Annotated in this window: 18 protein-coding genes; 15 read left to right on the forward strand and 3 right to left on the reverse strand. The window is 59.5% G+C overall.

Features of this window, described 5'->3' with window-relative positions; all coding sequences use genetic code 11:
- Positions 1-118 precede the first annotated feature (118 nt).
- Complete coding sequence (putA, locus tag BVU99_RS03390; protein WP_099817143.1) at positions 119-4,090, reverse strand: trifunctional transcriptional regulator/proline dehydrogenase/L-glutamate gamma-semialdehyde dehydrogenase; 3,972 nt, start codon at positions 4,088-4,090, stop codon at positions 119-121.
- A 571-nt stretch (positions 4,091-4,661) separates the two neighbouring features.
- Here putA and putP point away from each other — a divergent pair.
- The 6 genes from putP (at position 4,662) to lpxO (ending at position 12,346) form a co-directional block, all read left to right on the forward strand.
- On the forward strand, positions 4,662-6,146 hold the full coding sequence (putP, locus tag BVU99_RS03395) for a sodium/proline symporter PutP (RefSeq protein WP_025303234.1): 1,485 nt from the start codon (positions 4,662-4,664) through the stop codon (positions 6,144-6,146).
- Between the two features lie 245 nt (positions 6,147-6,391).
- Positions 6,392-7,237 (forward strand): iron uptake transporter permease EfeU, encoded by an 846-nt coding sequence (gene efeU / locus BVU99_RS03400; RefSeq protein ID WP_049209047.1) that lies wholly within the window; start codon positions 6,392-6,394, stop codon positions 7,235-7,237.
- A 20-nt stretch (positions 7,238-7,257) separates the two neighbouring features.
- The gene (efeO, locus tag BVU99_RS03405) at positions 7,258-8,394 is read left to right on the forward strand and encodes an iron uptake system protein EfeO (RefSeq protein WP_043138585.1); all 1,137 of its coding nucleotides are present in this window, start codon (positions 7,258-7,260) and stop codon (positions 8,392-8,394) included.
- An 11-nt stretch (positions 8,395-8,405) separates the two neighbouring features.
- Positions 8,406-9,704 carry an iron uptake transporter deferrochelatase/peroxidase subunit gene (gene efeB / locus BVU99_RS03410; RefSeq protein WP_060433341.1) on the forward strand — a complete coding sequence of 433 codons (1,299 nt, stop codon included), beginning with the start codon at positions 8,406-8,408 and terminating at the stop codon, positions 9,702-9,704.
- 716 nt (positions 9,705-10,420) lie between these two features.
- Positions 10,421-11,209: a phosphate starvation-inducible protein PhoH gene (phoH, locus tag BVU99_RS03415; RefSeq protein ID WP_015378226.1), complete on the forward strand. Its 789-nt coding sequence runs from the start codon at positions 10,421-10,423 to the stop codon at positions 11,207-11,209.
- 234 nt (positions 11,210-11,443) lie between these two features.
- Entirely contained in the window at positions 11,444-12,346 is a 903-nt protein-coding gene (gene lpxO, locus BVU99_RS03420) for a lipid A hydroxylase LpxO (protein ID WP_025303230.1), read from the forward strand.
- A gap of 36 nt (positions 12,347-12,382) precedes the next feature.
- Here lpxO and chaA read toward each other — a convergent pair whose 3' ends face one another.
- Positions 12,383-13,486: a sodium-potassium/proton antiporter ChaA gene (gene chaA / locus BVU99_RS03425; protein WP_025303229.1), complete on the reverse strand. Its 1,104-nt coding sequence runs from the start codon at positions 13,484-13,486 to the stop codon at positions 12,383-12,385.
- 294 nt (positions 13,487-13,780) lie between these two features.
- Positions 13,781-14,599, reverse strand: coding sequence for a siderophore-interacting protein (locus tag BVU99_RS03430; RefSeq protein WP_025303228.1), 819 nt, complete (start codon positions 14,597-14,599; stop codon positions 13,781-13,783).
- A 130-nt stretch (positions 14,600-14,729) separates the two neighbouring features.
- Here BVU99_RS03430 and chaB point away from each other — a divergent pair, with 130 nt between their 5' ends.
- From chaB to BVU99_RS03475, 9 genes are all read left to right on the forward strand, one after another.
- Positions 14,730-14,957: a putative cation transport regulator ChaB gene (gene chaB / locus BVU99_RS03435; protein WP_025303227.1), complete on the forward strand. Its 228-nt coding sequence runs from the start codon at positions 14,730-14,732 to the stop codon at positions 14,955-14,957.
- A gap of 251 nt (positions 14,958-15,208) precedes the next feature.
- On the forward strand, positions 15,209-15,904 hold the full coding sequence (locus tag BVU99_RS03440) for a gamma-glutamylcyclotransferase (protein WP_099817144.1): 696 nt from the start codon (positions 15,209-15,211) through the stop codon (positions 15,902-15,904).
- A 300-nt stretch (positions 15,905-16,204) separates the two neighbouring features.
- On the forward strand, positions 16,205-17,158 hold the full coding sequence (gene cbl / locus BVU99_RS03445; RefSeq protein ID WP_025303225.1) for an HTH-type transcriptional regulator Cbl: 954 nt from the start codon (positions 16,205-16,207) through the stop codon (positions 17,156-17,158).
- 175 nt (positions 17,159-17,333) lie between these two features.
- Positions 17,334-18,902 carry an ABC transporter substrate-binding protein gene (locus tag BVU99_RS03450; RefSeq protein WP_099817145.1) on the forward strand — a complete coding sequence of 523 codons (1,569 nt, stop codon included), beginning with the start codon at positions 17,334-17,336 and terminating at the stop codon, positions 18,900-18,902.
- Positions 18,902-19,957: an ABC transporter permease gene (locus tag BVU99_RS03455; protein ID WP_049204111.1), complete on the forward strand. Its 1,056-nt coding sequence runs from the start codon at positions 18,902-18,904 to the stop codon at positions 19,955-19,957. Before BVU99_RS03450 ends, BVU99_RS03455 begins: the two co-directional genes overlap by 1 nt.
- Positions 19,954-20,823, forward strand: coding sequence for an ABC transporter permease (locus BVU99_RS03460; RefSeq protein WP_016927339.1), 870 nt, complete (start codon positions 19,954-19,956; stop codon positions 20,821-20,823). Before BVU99_RS03455 ends, BVU99_RS03460 begins: the two co-directional genes overlap by 4 nt.
- Positions 20,813-21,655: an ABC transporter ATP-binding protein gene (locus tag BVU99_RS03465; RefSeq protein WP_025303222.1), complete on the forward strand. Its 843-nt coding sequence runs from the start codon at positions 20,813-20,815 to the stop codon at positions 21,653-21,655. Before BVU99_RS03460 ends, BVU99_RS03465 begins: the two co-directional genes overlap by 11 nt.
- Positions 21,652-22,323 carry an ATP-binding cassette domain-containing protein gene (locus tag BVU99_RS03470; RefSeq protein WP_099817146.1) on the forward strand — a complete coding sequence of 224 codons (672 nt, stop codon included), beginning with the start codon at positions 21,652-21,654 and terminating at the stop codon, positions 22,321-22,323. Before BVU99_RS03465 ends, BVU99_RS03470 begins: the two co-directional genes overlap by 4 nt.
- Before the next feature lie 132 nt (positions 22,324-22,455).
- Positions 22,456-24,030 (forward strand): ABC transporter substrate-binding protein, encoded by a 1,575-nt coding sequence (locus tag BVU99_RS03475; protein ID WP_099817147.1) that lies wholly within the window; start codon positions 22,456-22,458, stop codon positions 24,028-24,030.
- Positions 24,031-24,227: the final 197 nt, after the last annotated feature.

Here is a 24,227-nt window from a genome sequence, read left to right on the forward strand (position 1 = left end):
GGATAATAAGGCGCTAACGGCTGATCGGCCTGCGGGCAATAAAAAACCCTGCACGAGTGCAGGGTTTGCGTAGCGGTGAGCAAGTCAGGCGGCGATGCATGGCCGCCTTGACGATGCGTTAACCGATGGTCATCAGGCTGGCGTTACCGCCGGCGGCGGCGGTGTTGACGCTCAGCGAACGTTCGATCAGCAGGCGTTCCAACAGGATGTTGGTTTCACCGTGGGCGAAGCCCTGCACCGAAACGATGGCGCCGCCGCGCTGCGCGATCTGCTCGCACAGGGTGCGCAGCTGGTCGGCATCGCCGTGGTAGATGGCGGCGTCGAACTCGACCTTATCCTGCTGCCAGTCTTTGCTGAAGGCGATGCGCGCCTGCACATCGTTCGGCAAGCGGCGGAACAGATTGCGCTGCAGTTCCGCTTCCGGCCACAGCACGCAGCTGCCAACCGCCAGCACGGCGGCCAGCTGGGTCAGCGCGTCGGTTTCGTTATCCGCCAGGCACAGCACGCGTTCACGCGGCAACAGGGCATAGGTATTGCGCTCGCCGGTTGGGCCCGGCAGCGGGCGTACGGTGCCGCCCTGGCCCAGTTCCGCATAGCGCTGCGCCAATGCCGCCAGTTCGCCGTGTTGGCTGGTGACCGCCCATTTCTCCAGCGATTGCAGCGCACCCAGCAGCTGCGGCCGTGCGGTGGCTTCCATCGGGCGCTCTTCGTCCTGACGGTGCAGCGTACGTTGCAGCGCGTCGTCCGGGCGGTTGGCCAGCAGACGGTACAGGTACAGCGGACCGCCGGCTTTCGGGCCGGTGCCTGACAGGCCTTCGCCGCCGAACGGCTGCACGCCGACCACTGCGCCGACCATGTTGCGGTTGACGTACAGGTTGCCGACCTTGGCACGTTCGGTCACCCGGGCGATGGTTTCATCGATACGGGTGTGAATGCCCAGCGTCAGGCCATAACCGGCGGCGTTGATCTGATCGACCAGCGCGTCCAGATTGTTGCGCTGGAAGCGCACCACGTGCAACACCGGGCCGAAGATCTCTTTCTGCAGCTCGTCGAAGCTGTCGAGCTCGATCAGCGTCGGCTTGATGAAGGTGCCGCGCGCCCACTCTTTCTCATCCTGCGCGCTGCCTTTGGCGGCCTGGTACACCTTGCGGCCTTTGGCACGCATCGCTTGGATGTGGCGTTCGATGCCGGTTTTGGCTTCGGCGTCGATTACCGGCCCCACGTCGGTCGACAGGCGCTCCGGATTGCCCATGCGGCATTCGGCCATCGCGCCGCGCAGCATTTGCAGCGTGTGCTCGGCCACGTCTTCCTGAATGCACAGGATTCGCAGCGCGGAGCAGCGTTGGCCGGCGCTGTCGAAGGCGGAGGCCACTACGTCAGTCACCACCTGTTCGGTCAGGGCGGAGGAGTCGACGATCATGGCGTTCAGGCCGCCGGTTTCGGCGATCAGCGGCGTCGGACGGCCTTGCGGATCCAGACGGCCGGCGATGCTGCGTTGCAGAATGCCGGCGACGTCGGTGGAGCCGGTAAACATCACGCCGCGGACGCGGGCGTCGTTAACCAGCGTTGAGCCGACGGTTTCACCCTGGCCCGGCAGCAGCTGCAGCACGCCTTGCGGAATGCCGGCTTCCAGCAGGATACGCACCGCCTGCGCGGCCACCAGCGGCGTTTGCTCGGCCGGTTTGGCCAGCACGCTGTTGCCCGCCGCCAGCGCGGCGGCGATTTGGCCGGTGAAGATCGCCAGCGGGAAGTTCCACGGGCTGATGCAGACCACCGGGCCCAGCGGGCGGTGGCTGTCGTTGGCGAAGTCGTCGCGCACCTGGCCGGCGTAGTAGTGCAGGAAGTCGACCGCTTCGCGCACTTCGGCGATGGCGTTGTTGAAGGTTTTACCCGCTTCGCGCACCAGAATGCCCAGCAGGCTTTGCAGCTGGCTTTCCATCAGTTCGGCGGCGCGTTCGAGGATCGCGGCGCGCTCCGTCGGCGGCGTAGCGAACCAGATTGGGCCGGCGGCCGCGGCGGCGTCGAGCGCACGGCTGACTTCGCCTTCGGTGGCTTCACGCACGTAGCCGACCACATCGCCTGGCTCTGCCGGGTTGATCACCGGCTGCTCGACGCCCTGATCCAACTCGGCATCGATGATAGGTTCCGCGCGCCATGGATGGCTAGCGCTGGTGAGCAGGGCACTGGAGAGTGAGGCCAGACGCTGTTCGTTGGACAGATCCAGGCCGCTGGAGTTGGTACGTTTCTCGCCATACAGCTCGCGCGGCAGCGGAATGCGCGGATGCGGCAGACCAATCTGGCCTTCGCTGGCCGCCAGCGCTTCCACGGCGCTGACCGGATCGGCCACCAGCTCGTCGAGCGGCAGGGTGGCGTCGGCGATGCGGTTGACGAACGAGGTGTTGGCGCCGTTTTCCAGCAGGCGGCGCACCAGGTAAGCCAGCAGCGTTTCATGGGTGCCGACCGGTGCATAGATGCGGCAAGGGCGGTTCAGTTTGCCGTCGGCCACTTTGCCCACTACCTGTTCGTACAACGGTTCACCCATGCCGTGCAGGCATTGGAACTCATACTGGCCAGGGTAGTAGTTATTGCCGGCCAGGTGATAAATGGCGCTCAGCGTATGGGCGTTGTGGGTCGCGAACTGCGGATAAATCAGGTTCGGCACCGACAGCAGCTTGCGGGCGCAGGCCAGGTAGGATACGTCGGTGTACACCTTGCGGGTGTAAACCGGATAACCTTCCAGGCCATCCATTTGGGCGCGTTTGATTTCGCTGTCCCAGTAAGCGCCTTTCACCAGACGGATCATCAGGCGACGGCGGCTGCGCTGCGCCATGTCGATCACCGCGTCGATGGCGAACGGGCAACGTTTTTGGTAGGCCTGGATGACGAAACCGATGCCGTTCCAGCCGGCCAACTGCGGCTCGAAGCACAGCTTCTCCAGCAGATCGAGCGAGATTTCCAGGCGGTCGGCCTCTTCGGCGTCGATGTTGATGCCGATATCATACTGGCGTGCCTGCAGGGTCAGCGACAGCAGGCGCGGGTAAAGCTCTTCCATCACGCGTTCGTACTGCGCGCGGCTGTAGCGCGGGTGCAGGGCGGACAATTTGATGGAGATGCCGGGGCCTTCATAGATGCCGCGGCCGTTGGAGGCTTTGCCGATGGCGTGGATCGCCTGCTGGTAGGAAACCAGGTAGGCCTGGGCGTCGGCTTCGGTCAGGGCGGCTTCGCCCAGCATGTCGTAGGAGTAGCGGAATCCTTTTTCTTCGAGCTTGCGCGCGTTGGCCAGCGCCTCGGCGATGGTTTCGCCGGTCACGAACTGTTCGCCCATCAGGCGCATCGCCATGTCCACGCCTTTGCGGATCAGCGGCTCGCCGCTCTTGCCGATAATGCGGTTCAGCGAACGGGACAGATTGGCTTCGTTATGCGTGGACACCAGCTTGCCGGTGAACAGCAGGCCCCAGGTGGCGGCGTTGACGAACAGCGACGGGCTGCGCCCCAGGTGCGAGTGCCAGTTGCCGTTGCTGATCTTGTCGCGGATCAGGGCATCGCGGGTCGGTTTGTCCGGAATGCGCAACAGCGCTTCCGCCAGGCACATCAGCGCCACGCCTTCCTGCGAGGAGAGGGAGAACTCTTGCAGCAGGCCTTGCACCATGCCGGCGCGGCCGTTTGCACTTTTTTGGTTACGCAACTTCTCGGCGATGCCGTAGGCCATTTTGTGAGTAGCCTGAGCAAGATCGGCGGGTAATCGCGCCTGTTCGAGCAACATCGGCACCGCTTCGGTCTCCGGGCGACGATAGGCGGCGGTGATGGCGGCGCGGGTGACCGACTGCGGCAGAATTTGTTCGGCGAAATCGAGGAATGGCTGGTGTGACTCTTCCTGCGCTTGCGGCATAATGTCGTCCGCTTCAGGCTGGCCCGCAGCGGCCAGCGCTGGAATTTCAGGAATATCGGAACCGCTCTCGAGACGCTCGAGGTAATTAAAGATGGCCTGCTTGATGAGCCAGTGCGGCGTGCGATCGATGCGCTGCGCGGCGCTCTTGATCCGGTCGCGTGTTGCCTCGTCGAGTTTCACGCCCATTGTGGTAGTGCCCATGCCTATCCAACTCCTGTGTTTAGAACCTATCCCATCAGGCTAGACAAACAGCAGGCTGGAAAGCCTGTTGGGATAGGTTCGTGTGATGTGTGGTGTCAAGAATGCAGACAATATCCTGCATGTTGCAACTTTGTGCAACCTTGTTAAATCAGGCGGATGAACGAAGTGTGAGTTTCATCGATTTTTTAACACAGGCAGTTGGCACGAATGTTGCGTTATTGAGCGAACGCGGCGGGGTTTATTACGCCGTAGGCGCTTTACCTTGTGTTATATGAGGGTAATAGCAGGGTGCAACTCATTTTGTTTGTCGTGAGTGCAACCTTTGAGCCCGGTAAATGTGACGCAGGGTAAACTTTGTGTAACTTTGTTGTTAAATATCTTGTTGGTTGATGAAAGGCTCATCTAGGATAACCGACGGTCAACAATTACGGGCAGAAACTATTTTACCTGCACTTGCTCGCAGGCTGCGCCACGTTCCGGCGCGGCGGCCAGTGAAATGCATTGCGCGTGGGTTTACCGGCGCCGGCTTGGCCGGAGCGAAACGCGAATAATAATGAAAGTGGAGAATTAAATGACAATGAGCACACCTATGCTGGTGACCTTCCTGGTGTACATTTTCGGGATGGTGCTGATCGGCCTGCTTGCCTACCGGGCAACCAACAACTTTGATGACTATATTCTCGGCGGTCGCAGTTTGGGCAGCGTGGTGACCGCGCTGTCCGCCGGCGCTTCCGACATGAGCGGCTGGTTGCTGATGGGCCTGCCGGGCGCCATCTTCCTCTCCGGCATCTCCGAAAGCTGGATCGCCATCGGCCTGACCATTGGCGCTTACCTGAACTGGAAGCTGGTGGCAGGAAGGCTGCGCGTACATACCGAAGCCAACAACAACGCCCTGACGCTGCCGGACTATTTCACCAGCCGCTTTGAAGACAACAGCAAGTTGCTGCGGGTGATCTCGGCCATCGTCATCCTGGTGTTCTTCACCATTTACTGCGCCTCCGGCATCGTGGCCGGCGCGCGCCTGTTCGAAAGCACCTTCGGCATGAGCTACGAAACCGCCCTGTGGGCCGGCGCCGCGGCGACCATCCTGTATACCTTCATCGGCGGTTTCCTGGCGGTGAGCTGGACCGACACCGTGCAGGCCAGCCTGATGATTTTCGCGCTGATCCTGACCCCGGTGATCGTGATCTTCGCCGTTGGCGGCATCGATACCTCGATGTTGGTGATCCAGGCACAGAACCCGGCCAACCTTGACATGCTGAAGGGGCTGAACTTCGTCGCCATCCTGTCGCTGCTGGGTTGGGGCCTGGGCTACTTCGGCCAGCCGCATATCCTGGCGCGTTTCATGGCGGCGGATTCTCACCGCACCATCCGCAGCGCGCGTCGCATCAGCATGACCTGGATGATCCTGTGCCTGGCCGGCACCATCGCCGTCGGTTTCTTCGGCATTGCTTACTTCGCCAATAACCCGGATCAAGCCGGTAACGTGTCGCAGAACGGCGAACGCGTGTTCATTGAACTGGCGATGTTGTTGTTCAACCCATGGGTGGCGGGCGTGCTGCTGTCGGCGATTCTGGCGGCGGTCATGAGTACCCTGAGCTGCCAGCTGCTGGTGTGCTCCAGTGCGATCACTGAAGACCTGTACAAGGCATTTCTGCGCAAAGGCGCCAGCCAGCGTGAGCTGGTATGGGTCGGCCGCGTGATGGTGCTGGTGGTGGCGTTGATCGCCATCGCGCTGGCGGCCAACCCGGAAAACCGCGTACTGGGCCTGGTGAGCTATGCCTGGGCCGGTTTCGGCGCCGCCTTTGGCCCGGTGGTGCTGATTTCGGTGATGTGGTCGCGCATGACCCGCAACGGCGCGCTGGCCGGGATGCTGGTCGGTGCTGTGACGGTGATCGTCTGGAAACAGTATGAATGGCTGGGCCTGTATGAAATCATCCCGGGCTTTATTCTGGGCTGTTTCGCCATCGTGGTTGTGAGCCTGATGGGCCGCCAACCTTCCGCCACCATGACCGAACGTTTCGATCAGGCGGAAGCCGAGTACAAAACGGTATAACGCTGTTCGATGTCAGTCAGCAAGGGGCGCGCAGAGCGCCCCTTCTTTTTGCCTGTTCGCCACTGTCACTCAGCTGTAACACCTGGCGACATTTGATTAGAAAAAATCACGCTTGCGCCTCTTGTATTTCTTCTTGGCAGAATGATAATCACTCTCGTTGTATTTTACGTTTCTTTACAGAGTTGCCGCCGCTCATTTTGAGTCAGTTTTCTCTGCCGCCGCGGTCTTTTCAGGGGTGTTTATTTATGTTTGTTCCCTTTCTTATCATGTTCCGCGAGGGGCTGGAGGCTGCGCTGATCGTCAGCCTGATCGCCAGCTACCTGAAACGCACGCAGCGCAGCCAATGGCTCGGTGCGGTGTGGATCGGCGTGATTGTCGCCGCGGCGCTGTGTCTGGCGCTCGGCATCTTCATCAATGAGACCACCGGCGAGTTCCCGCAAAAACAGCAGGAGCTGTTTGAAGGCATCGTGGCGGTGGTGGCGGTGCTGATCCTCACCTATATGGTGTTCTGGATGCGTAAGGTGTCCAAATCGGTCAAGGTGCATCTGGAAGGCGCGATCGATCAGGCGCTTAACGCCGGTAAAGGGCAGGGTTGGGCGCTGGTGGCGATGGTGTTCTTCGCCGTAGCGCGAGAAGGGCTGGAGTCAGTGTTCTTCCTGTTGGCGGCGTTTCAGCAAGACGTGGGCGCCGCGGCGCCGATCGGTGCGGTGCTCGGGCTGGTTGCCGCCATCGTGCTGGGCATGATGATTTACTGGGGCGGTGTGAAGCTGCACCTGGCCAAATTCTTCAAATGGACCAGCCTGTTCATTTTGTTCGTCGCCGCCGGCCTGGCCGCCGGGGCGATCCGCGCCTTCCACGAAGCCGGTCTGTGGAACCATTTCCAGGACATCGCCTTCGATTTCAGCAACACCCTGTCGACCCATTCGCTGTTCGGCACCCTGCTGGAAGGCATTCTCGGTTATCAGGAAGCCCCGACGGTCAGCGAAGTGGCGGTCTACTTCCTGTATCTGATCCCGGCGCTGATTTTCTTTTTCCTGCCGCAGCGCGCGGAGCCGGCAGCGGCCCCGGCGCAACGTAAAATCAATCATTAATGTTTAATAGGGAATCTCGTATGTCTACTCCGTTATTTCGCCGCAAGGCGTTGCACGCAGCATTACTGGCTATCCCGGCGTTTGCGCTGAGCATCGACGCCTTGGCGGCGGACGTGCCGCAGGTCAAGGTCACGGTCAACGACAAGCAGTGCGAACCGATGCAGCTGACGGTGCCAGCCGGCAAAACGCAGTTTGTGGTGCATAACACCAGCCAGAAAAATGTCGAATGGGAAATCCTGAAAGGGGTGATGGTGGTGGAAGAGCGCGAAAACATCGCGCCGGGCTTCACCCAGAAAATGACCGCCACGCTGGAAGCGGGCGAATATGACATGACCTGCGGGCTGCTGAGCAATCCGAAAGGCAAACTGATTGTCACTGCGGCGGCCAACGGCGCTACCGACGGCAAGCCGAGCGCGCTGGATCTGGTTGGCCCGATCGCCGAATACAAAGTCTACGTCACCAAAGAAGTCGATGGGCTGGTGAAACAGACCAAGCTGTTCACCGACGCGGTGAAGGCCGGTAACGTGGAGCAAGCGCGCAAGCTGTACGCGCCGACCCGCCAGCACTATGAGCGCATCGAGCCGATCGCCGAGCTGTTCTCCGATCTGGACGGCAGCATCGACGCCCGCGAAGACGACTACGAGAAGAAATCGGCGGACCCTAACTTCACCGGTTTCCACCGTCTGGAGAAGGCGCTGTTTGCCGACAACTCAACCAAAGACATGGGCGCCTACGCCGATCGCCTGTACCACGACACCGTCGAGCTGCAAAAGCGCGTGAGTGAACTGACCTTCCCGCCGAGCAAGGTGGTGGGCGGCGCAGCCGGGCTGATCGAAGAGGTGGCAGCCAGCAAGATCAGCGGTGAAGAAGACCGCTACAGCCGCACCGACCTGTGGGACTTCCAGGCCAACGTCGACGGCGCACAGAAGATAGTCAACCTGCTGCGTCCTTTGCTGGTCAAGGCCAATAAGCCGCTGCTGGACAAGATCGACGCCAACTTCAAAACCGTGGACACCATCTTGGCGAAGTACCAAACCAAAGACGGCTATGAGTCCTATGAGAAGCTGACCGATGCCGATCGCAATGCGTTGAAAGGGCCGATCACCACGCTGGCGGAAGATCTTTCCCAACTGCGCGGCGTGTTGGGTCTGGACTGAGGCATAAGGTTATGAGCAACAAGGCAGGCCCGAATAACGGGCCTCATCCGCACTCTCAGGGGGCGGCATCGCCTTCGCGGCGCCGTTTGCTGCAAGGGCTGGGGCTGGGCGCACTGGCACTGGGCGGCACCCGTCTGGTGCAGGCGGCGGACAAAGCGGCGGAGCCGTTGGCGACGCCGCAGGATGAGCGCTGGCAGAAGCAGCCGTTTTATGGCCGCCATCAGGCCGGGGTGCTGACGCCGCAACAGGCGGCGATGATGCTGGTGGCGTTCGATGTGCTGGCGACCGACAAAGCGGGGCTGGAGCGCCTGTTCCGGCTACTGACCGATCGCATCGCCTTCCTGACTCACGGCGGCAAGGCGCCGGAGGTGGACGCCAAACTACCACCGCTCGATTCCGGCATCATGGGGCCGGAGATTTACCCGGACAACCTGACCATCACCGTCTCGGTCGGCGCATCGCTGTTCGACGAACGCTTTGGTCTGCAGGCGCACAAACCGCTGAAATTGCAGAAAATGACCCGCTTCCCCAACGATGCGTTGGACGCCGGGCTTTGCCACGGCGACCTGCTGCTGCAGATCTGCGCCAACACCAACGAAACCGCTCTCCACGCGCTGCGTGACATCATCAAGCACTCGCCGGATCTGCTCAGCGTGCGCTGGAAGCGGGAAGGGTTCATCTCCGCGCACGCGGCGCGCAGCAAAGGCAAAGAGACGCCGATTAACCTGTTGGGGTTCAAAGACGGCACCGCCAACCCGAAGACCGACGACAAATCGCTGATGGATAAAGTGGTCTGGGTCGGCGACAGCGTCGGCGAACCGGCGTGGACGGCGGGCGGCAGCTATCAGGCGGCGCGTATTATTCGTTTCCGCGTCGAGTTTTGGGATCGCACGCCGCTGCAGGAGCAGGAAACCATTTTCGGCCGCGAGAAGCACAGCGGTGCGCCGCTCGGCATGAAGCATGAACATGACGAGCCGAATTACGCGAACGATCCCGACGGTAAGGTGATCCCGATGGACGCGCACATTCGCTTGGCTAACCCACGCACGCCGGAAAGCCAAAGCAACCTGATGCTGCGGCGCGGCTACAGCTATTCCCTTGGCGTCTCCAATGCCGGGCAGTTGGAAATGGGGCTGCTGTTCGTCTGTTATCAGGCCGATCTGGAGAAAGGCTTCCTGACGGTGCAAAAAAGGCTGAACGGCGAAGCGTTGGAGGAATACATCAAGCCGATTGGCGGCGGATATTTCTTCGTGCTGCCGGGCGTGAAAGAGAACGGTGACTATCTGGCCAGCGGCCTGCTTAAGGCCTGAACCCGGAATGACGAGGCGGGATCGCCTGCCTCGTTTTACTTTGTTTTGCCTGCCGTACGGAAGATTGAGCGTCGAAACTCAATTCAACACCTGGCCTATGGATTAAAAAGCACGCACCGCGTGTGCTTTTGTGGTGTGCAAAATTTAATCAGGAAACCAAAGTGTCATTCGCACTGTTTAATTATAATTTATTGATATTTATAGATTATAAATTCTTGTGGAATGACGTGTCGTGCGTGATATAGTGTTTTAGCGATAACTAAAAACAAAAAATATAAATTTTTTTACATTTTAGTAACGCGACAGGATTGAATGTCATTATACTGTAATCATCTGGCGGTAGTTTTCACACGGTGCACAGCTTGAAGCTGTAAATATCACTGCGGGGATCGCTAATGGTAAAGTCCTTGGTTGGGCTGGAAAGAAAAAATAACACATCTCCCCTGATTTCTCGTTGTAACGAGGGTTCTCTCTCCGACTCTCTTTTACCGGCAACTCCGCACTCTTACCGCTACCGAATCTCACCACTTTTTACTCCACGTTTATTGATGCAGTCCGCGTTGTCCCGTGAAAAAACGGCGCTTAAGCGTTGCCGTCAATTCACATTGTCCCTTGGCTCTTATTGGCTCGGAGGAGGCCAAAACCTAATACGTGTGTGAAACATAATCGCACGGCCTGGCCGTTGCGGTAGGTGAAACAAACTGTAAGGTGCCACTATGGGTAGACAGAAAGCAGTGATCAAAGCACGTCGTGAAGCGAAACGCGTTATTCGTCGTGACGCTCGTAGTCATCGCCAGCTGGAAGAAGAGTCTGTGACCTCGCTGGTGCAAATGGGGGGAGTCGAGTCTATCGGCATGGCGCGAGACAAGCGCGATAGCTCACCCATCGAGGCTAGAACCGAAGCTCAGGGTCATTACTTATCAGCCATAGAGAATAAGCAGCTGATCTTCGCCACCGGCGAAGCCGGCTGTGGCAAAACATTCATCAGCGCCGCCAAGGCGGCGGAGGCGCTGATCCATAAAGAGGTGGATCGGATTATCGTTACCCGTCCTGTTTTGCAGGCGGATGAAGACCTCGGCTTCTTGCCGGGTGATATCTCCGAGAAATTCGCGCCTTATTTCCGCCCGGTGTATGACATTCTGGTGCGCCGTTTGGGTTCCTCCTTTATGCAGTACTGCCTGCGGCCGGAAATCGGCAAGGTAGAGATTGCGCCGTTCGCTTATATGCGCGGACGCACCTTCGAAAATGCGGTCGTTATCCTGGATGAAGCCCAGAACGTGACCGCCAGCCAGATGAAAATGTTCCTGACCCGCCTGGGAGAAAACGTGACGGTTATCGTTAACGGTGACGTGACCCAGTGCGACCTGCCGCGCGGCGTGAAATCCGGCCTCAGCGATGCCCTGGAACGCTTCGAAGAGGACGAGATGATCGGCGTTATCCGCTTTGAAAAACAGGACTGCGTACGCTCCGCTTTGTGCCAGCGCACGCTCAACGCTTACAGTTAACCTATCCGCTAATGGAAAGGCCGCTTCGGCGGCCTTTTTTATCTCCGCAATTTCCTCTCTCGTTTAACCTTTGTGTAAATTATTGTGGTTTTCTGTATAGATTTTCGTTGAGTTAGCGTTAATGATTAATGGGTTCCAGATTGGCGCGCAATTTGCCTGTGCCGCCAAAAGGACATTATCTGGGGTGTGCGCCGCGCGGCGCATAGCGTGTGGGTTCCTTGATGCGATTCAAACATGAAATACATCATTCTGATTTTGCTTATTTTATGCGTCGTCTATGTGCATTACCGCGGACGGGTGCGCTACAACGTGTGGCGACAGCTGTCTGACCATTCCACTTTTACCGCACCGTTGAACGTTTTCATGTATCTGTTTTCCCGTGTGCCGACTACGCCGTACCTGAAGCCGGAGCAGTTCCCTGAGTTGGCGGTACTGCGGGAGAACTGGGAAACCATCCGCGACGAAGGACAGAAGCTGATGGAGATCCAGCAGATCAAGGCGTCCGATCAATTCAACGACGCCGGTTTCAACTCATTCTTCAAGACTGGTTGGAAACGCTTTTATCTTAAATGGTATGAAGACAGCCATCCTTCCGCCATGACCCTGTGCCCGCAGACCACGGAACTGCTGCGCAGCCTGCCTTCGGTCAAGGCGGCGATGTTCGCCGAACTGCCGGACGGCAGCCGGTTGCCGCGCCACCGCGATCCTTACGCCGGTTCGCTGCGTTATCACCTGGGGCTGATTACTCCCAACGATGACCGCTGCTTCATTGAGGTGGACGGCGAACGCTACAGCTGGCGCGACGGTGAAGGCGTGATGTTCGATGAAACCTATCTGCACTATGCGGAAAATCAGAGCGGGCAGAATCGTCTGATCCTGTTCTGCGACATCGAACGGCCGATGCGCTACCGCTGGGCACAGGCGGTTAACCACTGGCTGGGGCGCAATCTGATGAGCGCCGCCACCGCGCCGAACGAAGAGGGCGATCGTACCGGCGGCGTCAACAAGATGTTCAAATACATCTATGCGATACGCCGGGTGGGGAAACGCTTGAAGGCCTGGAACCGCACCGGTTATTACATCATCAAGTGGATTTTGTTCGGGGGGATCGCCGCGGCGATATTCTTCTCGGTATAACGAAGGCAGGGGCGCACAGAGTGCGCCCCTTTTTGATCAGGCGAAGATAGTCATCATGTAGGCGGCGAACAGCGCCAGGTGGGCGGTGCCGTTCAGCACGTTGGTGCGGCCGGTCGAGAACGACAGCTGGCACAGCAGCAGCACCGTCAGCATCACCACGATATGCGGCGTTTGCAGGCCGAAGATCAGCGTCTGCCCGGTCAGGGTGGCGATGATGGTCACCGCCGGCACGGTCAGGGAGATGGTCGCCAGCACCGAACCGAAGAACAGGTTCATGGCGCGTTGCACCTGATTGTTCAACACGGCGCGCAGCGCGCCCAGACCTTCCGGCGACAGGATCAACAGCGCCACCAGGAAACCGGTGAACTGCGCCGGTGCATTCATCTTGGTCAGCAGGCCTTCCAGCGGATTGGCGTTGAACTTGGTGACGGCGATCACTGCGATTAGGTGCACGATGAGCCAGGCGGCGTGCCAGGCGCTGCTGTGCGAAGAGGGCTTGCCGTGATGCGGATCGCCATCGTCGTCTTCATGCTCGTACACGAACAGGCTCTGATGGGTTTTGGTCTGGATCACCAGGAACACGCCATACATGGCGGCGGAGATCAACGCCACCAGCAGCGCTTGCCCGGTGCTGAAGTTGCCGCCAGGCAGCGCGCTCGGGAACACCAGCACGATCACCGCCAACGGGAAAATCGCCATCAGATACTGTTTGATGCCGCCGAGGTTGACGTACTGGGTGGCGAACTTGCGCCCGCCGAGCAGCAGCGCGAAACCGACCAGGCCGGCGGAAACGATCATAATGATGGAATACAGCGTGTCGCGCATCAGCGCCGGTGCGGCGTCGCCGGTGGCCATCAGCGCGGAAATCAGGCTGACCTCGAGGATCACCACCGACAAACTGAGGATCAGCGAGCCGTAGGGTTCGCCCAATCGGTGGGCCAGCACGTCGGCGTGGCGCACCACGCTGAAGGCGCTGCTGAGGATCCCCACCAGCGCGAGAATATTGATGCCGACGATTAGCGGAAAGTTATCGGTGCTACCCCATAGATTTAGCACTACCAACGCGGCGATAGGGAAGATCAGAGAGTATTCGGTGTGGCGAGATTTGGTGGATCGGCCAGGATCGTGTTGCGACTTCATGAGGGTGGCACTCCTTCTCAAACAGCGTAGCCCGTCAGCGCCGGTTGCCGTGATACGGCAACTCTGCGTTTCCAGTAGGTATTTTATATTAGGATACACCCACGGCGCCGGTGTGATGTTGTTTTTATCTGAGAAAGCAATTGCTTGCTTTATGTGATCAGGGTAGCAAAAAAACCGCACGGGGTGCGGTTTTATTTACTTACTTTTACGCAATAACGCCAAGTTTTAACGTTAGATTTGAGAAAAGTGATGTTTACTTGTTTAGTACTCGGTTAATCAAGGAAAATGAGACGATCAGTCGTCAATATTATCCATGATTTCATGCCGTTTATTGTGGTAACCCTCTTCATTTAGCCCCTCACGCCAGTAAGGCACAGCATAAAGACGATTACGATCGCATTGACGTTCACGGCGTAGGTAGCGGCGCAGCTCTACCACCAGGCGATCTTCACCGGCGAGCCAGAAGTGGGTATCGCTCTGCGGCACGGATTGCGCGCGGAACCGAGCGACCAATTCGTCGGTTTTCTCTGTGCCGCCGACAACCCAATTCACCTCAACGCCGGCAGGCTTTTTCAGGTCAATGACGTCAGCGTTGCTGTCGACGCGGACGAAAGCGCGTCCGGCGCTGTGCGGCGGCAGGTTTTCCAACAGCGCGGCCAGCGCAGGCAGTGAGGAGGGATCGCCCGCCAGGGAGTAGAAATCGGCGGCCGGCAGCATCGGTTTGGGGCCGCCTGGGTTGCTGATGCCGATTTTATCGCCGGCTTTCGCCTGGCGCGCAAAGTCGACCGCCGGGCCCTGATGGTCATGAATGGCGAACTCGATGTCCACTTCCGCCAGTTCCGGGCGCACGGCGCGGATGGAATAGGTGCGCACGATCGGGCGTACGGCATCTGCGGCCCAACGCGGGCCGTTTTCGGTCAGCGTCGGCAGGTCCGGCTGCGTCTGGCCGGCGAGCGGCAAAAAGACTTTGATGTGTGCAGCGGCGGCATTGGCCGGGTAGTAACGCAGATCGGGGGCGGTAAAGGTAATGCGGCGCAGGTGCGGCGTAATGTCCTGTACGCGGCTGACGGCGATCAGGTAGGGGGCGCGTGAGCGAGGGGCTTCGGTAGTCACGGGGATCTCCTTATAGTTCGTTTGGCGGTGATTATAACATGTCGTTTGATAATGAGAATTGTTTGCTAATTGAGACGAAACCGCATGTGGGCTAGGCTTAAGGTTCACTCATCCTGAAAGGGGAGGCCATATGCCCTACCACAGCACGAACGACTTGCCGGACAATGTGAAGCATGTGCTGCCGGAACATGCGCAGGCGATCTATAAAGAAGCGTTCAACAGCGCCTGGCAACAATACCGCGATCCCGATGACCGGCGCGGTGACGACAGCCGGGAAGAGACGGCGCATAAGGTGGCTTGGGCGGCGGTCAAGCAAAGCTATCGTAAGGGCGATGACGAACGTTGGCATAAAAAGTAACGAATTATCACGCAGTAAAAATCGCGCAGACATTATGTGGAGCCCGGCAATTAATATTATTGCTGCTCAGTACAAATACTTTTTCACTTTAACGCCGCTTTGTAACTTGATTGCACGTCAGGAAAAGAATAAGGTCATTCTTATAAGGCGCGGTGATTGAATTAATAAAAATCCGCAGCCGAAAATAAAACATCAAAGGTTCAGCAGTGGCGAGGGAAGGCGAGAAATCGTATTCCCGGGAGGTAATATCAGTGTTAACGCGAGATTTTCTGCAAAAAGCGGATTGCAAAACTGCATTCGGCGCTATTGAGGAGTCGTTGTTGCTGACGCCTGAACAGCGTGCAGCCTCGTTGGATTGCACCTTATCGCGCCGGCCGGGTCACAGCCCCGTATGGATATTCGGTTACGGTTCGCTGATGTGGAACCCGGTTTTCGAATCGGAAGAAGTGCGGCCGGCCAAGCTGCAGGGTTGGCACCGGGCGTTCTGTATGCGCTTGACCGCCGGGCGCGGCACGCTGCATCAGCCGGGGCGCATGCTGGCGTTGAAGGCCGGCGGCCACACTACGGGCCTGGCCTTTCGCTTGCCGGAAAGCAAACTGCGTGAAGAGTTGGAGCTGCTTTGGAAGCGCGAAATGGTGACCGATTGCTACGTGCCGACCTGGTGCGAGCTGGAGTTGGATGGCGGCGAGAAGGTTACTGCGTTGGTATTCGTGATGAACCCGCAGCATCCGCTGTTTGAAGAAGACACCAGCTACCAGGTGATCGCGCCATTGATCGCCAGCGCCAGCGGCCCGCTGGGCACCAACGCGCAATATCTGTTTGCGCTGGATAACGAGTTGAAGCACCACGGCATGCAGGATGATTGCATCGGCGATCTGGTGCGCTGCGTGCAGCAATGGCTGCAGCAGAACCGCCCCGGCGGCATCGGCAGTGAGGCCACCGCCTGAGGCTGCTGCGGGAATGCGAACGGTGAGGGGCTCAGCATGCTGAGCCCTTTTTTATATCTAATGCCTATATTTAATAACTTTAATTTGCACAGTGATTGAAGGCATGTTTTTATTGTGGTTATCTATCCCTTTATTTTTAAAGTCATTCGCTGTTTTTTGTCAGTTTCCCATCCCCAATGCGAAGCAGAATGATCGACTTAGTATTAAATTGCATAAGTAAAGGTTATTTCTTATTTGTTCAGCCCCGCGGGACTCCGTATCAATATGGCTAACGCTACTGGAAGAAACAGGGAGACGGGGATGAACTTTCAACAATTAAAAATTATTCGTGAATCGGCGCGCTGCAACTACAACCTGACCGAGGTCGCCAATACGTTATTTACCTCGCAGTCCGGCGTCAGTCGGCATATTCGCGAGCTGGAAGAAGAGCTGGGCATCGAAATATTCATTCGCCGGGGCAAACGGCTGCTGGGCATGACCGAGCCCGGCAAAGAGCTGCTGGTGGTGGCGGAGCGCATTCTCAACGACGCCAATAACATCCGTCGCCTGGCGGATGTCTTCAGCAGCAACGACTCGGGCCAGCTGCATATCGCGACGACGCACACCCAGGCGCGCTATAGCCTGCCGGGGGTGATCAAAGAGTTTCGCGCGCTTTATCCGCGGGTGCGGGTGGTGCTCAATCAGGGCAGCCCTGAAGAGATCGTCTCGATGTTGGCCGCCGGCGAAGCCGATATCGGCATTGCCAGCGAACGGCTGATGAGCGACGAATCGCTGGCGTCGTTCCCATATTACCGCTGGCATCACACCATTCTGGTGCCGGAAGGGCACGAGTTGACGCGTCAGCCGCAGGTGACGCTGGAGATGCTCAGCACTTTGCCGCTGATCACTTACCGGCAGGGCATTACCGGGCGCGCGAAGCTGGATGCGGCGTTCAAAGCGGCGGGCCTGACCCCGGACATCGCGCTCAGCGCACAAGACTCCGACGTGATTAAAACCTATGTCGAACTGGGATTGGGCGTGGGCGTGCTGGCGGACATGTCGTATGAAAAAGAGCGCGATCGCGGGTTGGTCAGCCTCAACGCCGAGCATTTGTTTGAACCCAATACGGTATGGCTGGGCCTGAAACGCAGCCAGCTGCAGCGCAACTATGCCTGGCGCTTTATCCAACTGTGCAACCCGACGCTGTCGCTGACCGAAATCAAAGACAAGGTCTTCTCGTCGCAGCTGGACGCGGTGATTGATTACCAGATTTAACCGATAAGCGGCAGGCAATTCCTGCCGCGCATTCTGCATTGCCCGCCTAATAATCAAAACCCCATCTATATACATAAAAAGAATATCTATAGTGATTTAAGTACCTTCAGCTGCCGATCGCGCTCGCATACACTCGAAAAATTATTATAAATTCCATCCGCTTGGAGAGTTTCAGATGAAAGCGCTCGTTCCTTCTTTGCTGTTTTTGGCCGTGGCGGCCAGCGTTAACGCACAGGCGGCGACGCCGGCCAACACGTTGGTGATCGCACAGTCTATCGATGACGTGGTCAGCTTTGACCCGGCCCAGGGATTTGAGTTAACCACGGTGCAGTCGTTCAACAGCCTGTATCAACGTTTGATCCAGTCCGATCCGCACAACCCCATCGATCTCAAGCCGACTCTGGCCAGCAGTTGGCAGGCCGGCGCCGATAACCGCAGCCTGACTTTCAGCCTGCGCCCGGACGCTAAATTCGCCAGCGGTAACCCGCTGCGGCCGGAGGACGTGATCTTTTCGCTTTCACGGGTGGTGAAATTGAATCTGGAGCCGTCGTTTATCCTGACGCAGCTGGGCTGGAACGCGAAGAACGTGGATCAACACCTGACCAAGGTGGATGACCATACGGTAAAAATCAGCTGGGATGAAAACGTCAGCCCGGCCTTCGTGCTCAGCCTGCTGTCGGCGCCGGTATCCTCGATTGTCGACGCCAAAGAGGCGCTGGCGCACCAGCAGGGCGACGATCTGGGGCACCAATGGTTGAACAGCCATTCCGCCGGCAGCGGCCCTTACAAAATTCGCACCTATGTGCCGCACGAAGTGGTGGTGCTGGACGCGAACCCCGGGTCGCCGGAAGGGGCGCCGACGTTGAAAACCATCCTGATCAAAAACGTGCCCGATCCGGCCGCGCGCCGTTTGCTGATTGAGCAGGGCGATGCCGATATCGCCCGCAACCTGGGGGCGGACCAGATGGCGGCCCTGAAGGGCAAGCCGGGCGTCAAACCGTTGGCCATTCCTTACGCCTCGCTTTATTACCTGCAGTTCAACGCCAAGGCGTCGCCGGTGCTCGGCAACCCGGCGTTTTGGGAGGCGGCGCGCTGGCTGTTCGATTACCAAGGCATCGCCGACGATCTGCTGAAAGGGCAGTTCCAGAGCCATCAGGCATTCCTGCCGGACGGTTATCTGGGCGCGCTCAAGGATCAGCCGTACAGCTTCAATCCACAGAAAGCCAAAGAAATACTGGCCAAAGCGGGGCTGAGCAACGTCAGTTTCCGTCTGGACGTCAACAACCAGCCGCCGTATCTGGATATCGCTCAGGCGCTGCAGGCCAGTTTTGCTCAGGGCGGCGTGAAGGTCGAACTGGTGCCGGGCATCAGCTCACAGGTCTCCACCAAGGTGAAAGCGCTTAACTACGATGCGACGCTGACCTCCTGGGGGCCGGATTACTTCGATCCTAACACCAACGCGGCCGCCTTTGCCTACAACCCTGAGGACGGCAGCAAGACACTGGCCTGGCGAGCCAACTGGCAGATCCCGGCGCTGAGCAAGTTGACGCTGGCCGCCACTGCAGAAAACGACACCGCCAAACGGGTGGCCGACTACCAGCAACTGCAGAAAGAGGTGCAGCAGAGCTCGCCGTTTGTCATCGGCCTGCAGGCGCGCAGCCTGATTGCGGTGCGTGACAACCTTAAGGGCTATGTGCAGGGCATCAACCCTGACATGGTGTTCTACAGCAAGGTCAGCAAGTAATGGCTGCTGACCTGTCCGCCAGCGCCGGGGCGGCCCGGCGGTATTGGCGCAGGGGCGGGCGGCTGCTCGGCGGCGCGCTGTCGCTGGCGTTAACGCTGCTCGGTCTGCTGCTGTTCACCTTCATGCTGTCGCACCTGGCGCCGATCGATCCGGCGCTGCAGGTGGCGGGCGATCACGCCAGCGAAGCCACCTATGCGCAGGTGCGGCACGAGCTGGGGCTGGATCAGCCTCTGCCGGTGCAATTTTGGCGCTATCTGGTGCACCTGGCGCATGGCGATCTGGGCATTTCGCGCATCACCGCCCAGCCGGTGTTGAGCGATCTGCTGCGTACCTTCCCGGCGACGGTGGAACTGGCCACCTGCGCCATTATCCTCGGCGCTCTCGGCGGCATTACGCTGGCGTTTCTGGCGGTGCTCAAACCGGGCAGTTGGCTGGATAACGCGGCGCGCTTGCTGTCGCTGATCGGTTATTCGGTGCCGATTTTCTGGTTGAGCCTGCTCGGGCTACTGCTGTTCTACGCCACGCTGCACTGGTCGGCGGGGCCGGGGCGGCTGGATGACATTTACTTGTACAGCATGGAGCCGCGTACGGGTTTCGTGTTGATTGACAGCTGGCTGTCCGGCGATCGCGAAATGTTCTACAACGCCATCAGCCACCTGTGGCTGCCGGTGGTGGCGCTGGCGCTGCTGTCGATGGCGGGTATCACCCGGCTGCTGCGCGCGGCGATGCTGGAAGAATGCAACAAGGAATACGTGACGCTGGCGCGCTCCAAGGGCGCCGGCCGCCTGCGCATTCTGCTGCGTCATGTGTTCCCCAACGTGCTGGGCACGCTGATCACCGTACTGTCTCTCTCCTACGCCAGCCTGCTCGAGGGCGCGGTATTGACCGAAACGGTGTTCGCCTGGCCCGGCGTCGGGCGTTACCTGACCTCGGCGCTGTTTGCCGCCGACACGCCGGCGATCCTCGGCGCCACGCTGCTGATCGGCACCTGTTTCGTGCTGTTGAATGCGCTGGCTGACGCCTTGACCTATTTAGTGGATCCGCGAACCCGATGAGCCAATATCTCTCTGAACACGAACCGCAAAGCGAGCCGGCCGTCGGTTACCGCCGCGGTCGGCGCCTGACCACGCTGACGCTGGGCGCGGCGCTGGTGGCGATCCTGATCGTCACCGCGCTGCTGGCTCCGTGGCTGGCGCCTTTCGATCCCAATCTGCAGCATATCGAGCTGCGGTTACTGCCGCCTTCCGCCGCACATTGGCTGGGCACCGACGGCTTCGGCCGCGACTTGCTCTCCCGCGTGATTTACGGCGCACGGCCGACGTTGATCCTGGTGTCGTTGATTCTGGTGTTGACCATTCCCATTGGTCTGCTGGTCGGCATTTGCGCCGGTTATCTCGGCGGCTGGGTAGAGCGTATTTTGATGCGTCTGACCGACATTTTCCTGTCGTTGCCGAGCCTGGTGATCGCGCTGGCGTTCGTGGCGGTCATGGGGCCGGGGCTGATGAACGGCGCGCTGGCGTTGGCATTGACCAGCTGGCCGGCCTTTGCCCGCCAAGCGCGGGCCGAAACCCTGGCGCTGCGCCGCAGCGACTACCTGGCGGCAGCGCGCATGCAGGGCATCAACGGGCTGCGGCTGATGGTCGGCCACATTTTGCCTTTATGTCTGCCGAGCGCGGTGGTGCGCGCGGCGTTGAGTCTGGGCGGCATCATCTTGTCCGCCGCCGGTCTGGGGTTCCTCGGCATGGGCGTCGCGCCGCCGACCGCCGAATGGGGATCGATGGTGGCCGAAGGCAGTAAAGTGATTTTCGACCAATGGTGGGTCGCCGCCGCACCGGGCGGGGCGATCCTGTTCGCCAGCCTGGCGTTTAACCTGCTGGGCGATGGCCTGCGCGACAAAATGGATCCTCGTCATGGGCACTGATAACACCTTATTGACCGTTGAACGTTTGGCGATCGGCGTGCCGGGGCCGCAGCCGGTGGCGCTGGTGAAGAATATTTCGTTCAGCATGGGGCGGGAGCGACTGGCGCTGGTCGGTGAGTCCGGCTCCGGCAAATCGTTGACCGCGCGTGCGCTGATGGGGCTATTGCCGCCGCCGTTGCAGCTGCAGGCGCAGCGCCTGACGTTGGGCGATGAAGACTTGACGCGCCTGAGCGAACGCCAGTGGAGCCGCCTGCGCGGCGACCGGGTGGCGATGGTGATGCAAGATCCCAAACATGCGCTGAATCCCAATCAGCCGATCGGCCGTCAGGTGGAGGAACCGCTGGTGCTGCATGCCAAGCTAAGCCGCGCCGAGCGGCGTGAAAAAGTGCTGGATATGTTGGCGGCGGTGGGTTTGCCCGATCCGGCGGCGCTGTGCGGCCGTTATCCGCATCAGCTCTCCGGCGGGATGGGGCAGCGGGTGATGCTGGCCATTGCGTTGATCAACGATCCGCAGCTGTTGATTGCCGATGAACCCACGTCGGCGCTGGATCACCAGATGCGCGATCAGGTGCTGCAACTGATAGACAATCTGGTGGCGCAACGCAACATGGGGCTGATCCTGATCAGCCACGATTTGCAGCAGGTGGCGCACCACTGCGAGCGGGTGCTGGTGATGTACAAAGGCGAGCTGTTGGATCAACTGCCGGCAGCAGAGCTGGCGCAGGCCACGCACCCTTATACTCGCACGCTGTGGGCGTGTCGGCCGAGCCGCGAGACGCGCGGCAAACCGCTGCCGGTACTGGACCGCGCGCTGTTGGAGACGTTGAAATGAGCGTAATTGCACTGGAGAACCTCAGCGTCAGTCACCGTCAGGGCTATGAACAGCGCACCGTGGTGCACGACGTTAACCTGCGCATCGAACCGGGCGAGTGTTTCGGCCTGGTGGGGCCTTCCGGCTGCGGCAAGTCCTCGTTGCTGTGGGTGCTGGCCGGGCTGAACGACAGCTGGCGCGGCGGTTTTGAACTGCTCGGGCGGCAGCTACAACCGGGGCAGGCATTTACCGGCGAACTGCGGCGCGAGGTGCAGATGGTGTTTCAAGATCCCTATGCTTCGCTACACCCTAAACACCGGCTGTTGCGTACGCTGTCGGAACCGCTAAAACTGCTGCAGGAAAGCGACATCGAACGCAAAATCGGCGCGGGCTTTCGCCAGGTGGGGTTGGATCCGCGCCTGCTGGATCGCTATCCGCATCAGCTGTCGGGCGGGCAGCGGCAGCGCGTGGCGATCGTGCGCGCATTGCTGCTGCGGCCGAAGCTGTTGCTGCTGGATGAGCCGACCTCGGCGCTGGACATGTCGGTGCAGGCGGAAATCCTTAACCTGCTTAACGAGCTGAAACAGGCGGGCGAACTGACTATGGTGCTGGTCAGCCACGATGCGGACGTGATTGACCACATGTGCGATCGTTCGGTGGCAATGGCGCACGGCCGCATCATCGTTTGACCCTATGCCCGCCAACGTGGCGGGCATATCCATCTTGGTAATAAATAAAGCAATTTATCGTCGTTCTTCTGTTAATTCTTACCCTCTACACTCGTCAAACAGCGCAACCGCGTGATTGTGGAGAGTGTATCGATGAAACGGTTAATCCCAACCTTGTTGTATGGCGCGCTGGCGGCCGCTTTCGGTGCGCAGGCCGCCACCCCGCAGGATACCTTGGTGGTGGTCAGTTCGCTGGAGGGCATTATCAGCCTCGATCCGGCGGAGAGCTTTGAAACCGTCAGCTCGGCCAATCTGGTCAACCTCTATCAGCGCCTGGTGGCGCCGGATCGCGCCGCGCCGCAAAAGCTGGCGCCGGACGCCGCAGGCAGTTGGCAGGCGGGCGCCGATGGCCACAGCCTGACCTTTACCCTGAAACCGCAGCAACGTTTTGCTTCCGGCAATCCGCTGCGGCCTGAAGACGTGATTTTCTCGCTGGTGCGTGCGGTAAAGCTGAACAAGGCGCCGTCGTTTATTCTCGGTGAGTTTGGCTGGACGCCGGATAACGTTGAGCAGCAGCTGAAGAAGGTGGGGGATAACCAGGTGCAACTCACTTGGCCCGCCAACATCGGCAGCGAGCTGGCGCTGCGGCTGCTGACGGCGAACGTGGCTTCGATCGTGGATGAGAAGCTGCTGAACGAGCACGCGCAGCAGGGGGACTACGGTAACGCCTGGCTGCGCAGCCATTCCGCCGGCGGCGGCCCGTATCGGGTAAATAACTATGTGCCGCATGAGGCGCTGCTGTTTGGCCGCAACGATTACGCGCCGTCGCCGGCAAGGTTGAAAACGGTGCTATTCAAGAACGTCAGCGACGCCGGCACCCGCCGTTTGCTGTTGCTGAAGGGGGATGCCGACGTGGCCTACGATCTGGGCGCCGACCAGTTCGACTCGCTGCGCAACGCGCCGGGCGTGCGCATCGAACAGGCCGATGCGCCCCGGATCTATTACCTCGGTTTCAACACCGGCAGCAAAGACAATCCGGCGCTGGGCAATCCGGCGTTGTGGCAGGCCGCGCGCTGGCTGGTGGATTATCAGAGCATCGCCGAGCAGCTGCTGAAAGGGCAATATCGCGTGCATCAGGCCTTCTTGCCGCAGGGATTGGACGGCGCGCTCGACGATCGGCCATTTAAGCTCGACGTAGACAAAGCCAAACAGATCCTGCGCGAGGCCGGCATCGCTGAAGGTACGCGCATCGATCTTATCGTCATCAACCAACCGCCGTATACCGACATCGCGCAGGCGCTGCAGGCCAGTTTTGCGCAGGCCGGACTGCGGTTGGATATCCATCCGGTGGTGGAAAGCGATCTGTGGGGCAAGATGCGCGGCCGCGATTTTCAGGCGATCTTCACCTACTGGGGCGCCGACTACCTGGATCCGAACACCAACGCCAGTGCCTTTGCTTACAACGTGTCAGGCGGGCCGAAAACCTTGGCCTGGCGCACCCAGTGGGGCATTCCCGCCATCAGCGCGGAAACGCGTGCCGCGGCTGCGGAAGGGAATAGCGCCGCGCGCAGCGCACGCTACGTCACGTTGCAACGGGAATTACAGGCCAGTTCGCCCTATGTGGTGGCGCTGCAGGGGCAAACGCTGGTGGCATTGCGGGACAATGTCGAAGGTGCCCGGCTGGATATCGCCAACAGCATGTTGTATCTGGATCGGGTCAGTAAGTGACGGCAACGCCGTGCGCCTGGCCGAGCTTTCTGTCGCGCCATAGGCCGACAGCGCGTGAAATCGCTTGCTGTTGCCACCACGAATCGTGAAATGTTGTGTCAGGGTGAAATAAAATGAAATTTCATAACGTGCTCATATGACGGTGATAGATTGGCTTCGAAAGGCGGCGTTGTTTACGCCTTTCACCGCGGTCGTCC

This window comes from Serratia sp. OLAL2 (assembly GCF_002752475.1).
Classification (GTDB): Bacteria; Pseudomonadota; Gammaproteobacteria; order Enterobacterales; family Enterobacteriaceae; genus Serratia; species Serratia bockelmannii.

Bases quoted from the DNA above. Each gene is read 5' to 3' on its own strand.
- putA (WP_099817143.1), bottom strand. From the start codon at position 4,090: ATGGGCACTACCACAATGGGCGTGAAACTCGACGAGGCAACACGCGAC.
- putP (WP_025303234.1), top strand. From the start codon at position 4,662: ATGACAATGAGCACACCTATGCTGGTGACCTTCCTGGTGTACATTTTC.
- efeU (WP_049209047.1), top strand. From the start codon at position 6,392: ATGTTTGTTCCCTTTCTTATCATGTTCCGCGAGGGGCTGGAGGCTGCG.
- efeO (WP_043138585.1), top strand. From the start codon at position 7,258: ATGTCTACTCCGTTATTTCGCCGCAAGGCGTTGCACGCAGCATTACTG.
- efeB (WP_060433341.1), top strand. From the start codon at position 8,406: ATGAGCAACAAGGCAGGCCCGAATAACGGGCCTCATCCGCACTCTCAG.
- phoH (WP_015378226.1), top strand. From the start codon at position 10,421: ATGGGTAGACAGAAAGCAGTGATCAAAGCACGTCGTGAAGCGAAACGC.
- lpxO (WP_025303230.1), top strand. From the start codon at position 11,444: ATGAAATACATCATTCTGATTTTGCTTATTTTATGCGTCGTCTATGTG.
- chaA (WP_025303229.1), bottom strand. From the start codon at position 13,486: ATGAAGTCGCAACACGATCCTGGCCGATCCACCAAATCTCGCCACACC.
- chaB (WP_025303227.1), top strand. From the start codon at position 14,730: ATGCCCTACCACAGCACGAACGACTTGCCGGACAATGTGAAGCATGTG.
- cbl (WP_025303225.1), top strand. From the start codon at position 16,205: ATGAACTTTCAACAATTAAAAATTATTCGTGAATCGGCGCGCTGCAAC.
- BVU99_RS03450 (WP_099817145.1), top strand. From the start codon at position 17,334: ATGAAAGCGCTCGTTCCTTCTTTGCTGTTTTTGGCCGTGGCGGCCAGC.
- BVU99_RS03455 (WP_049204111.1), top strand. From the start codon at position 18,902: ATGGCTGCTGACCTGTCCGCCAGCGCCGGGGCGGCCCGGCGGTATTGG.
- BVU99_RS03460 (WP_016927339.1), top strand. From the start codon at position 19,954: ATGAGCCAATATCTCTCTGAACACGAACCGCAAAGCGAGCCGGCCGTC.
- BVU99_RS03465 (WP_025303222.1), top strand. From the start codon at position 20,813: ATGGGCACTGATAACACCTTATTGACCGTTGAACGTTTGGCGATCGGC.
- BVU99_RS03470 (WP_099817146.1), top strand. From the start codon at position 21,652: ATGAGCGTAATTGCACTGGAGAACCTCAGCGTCAGTCACCGTCAGGGC.
- BVU99_RS03475 (WP_099817147.1), top strand. From the start codon at position 22,456: ATGAAACGGTTAATCCCAACCTTGTTGTATGGCGCGCTGGCGGCCGCT.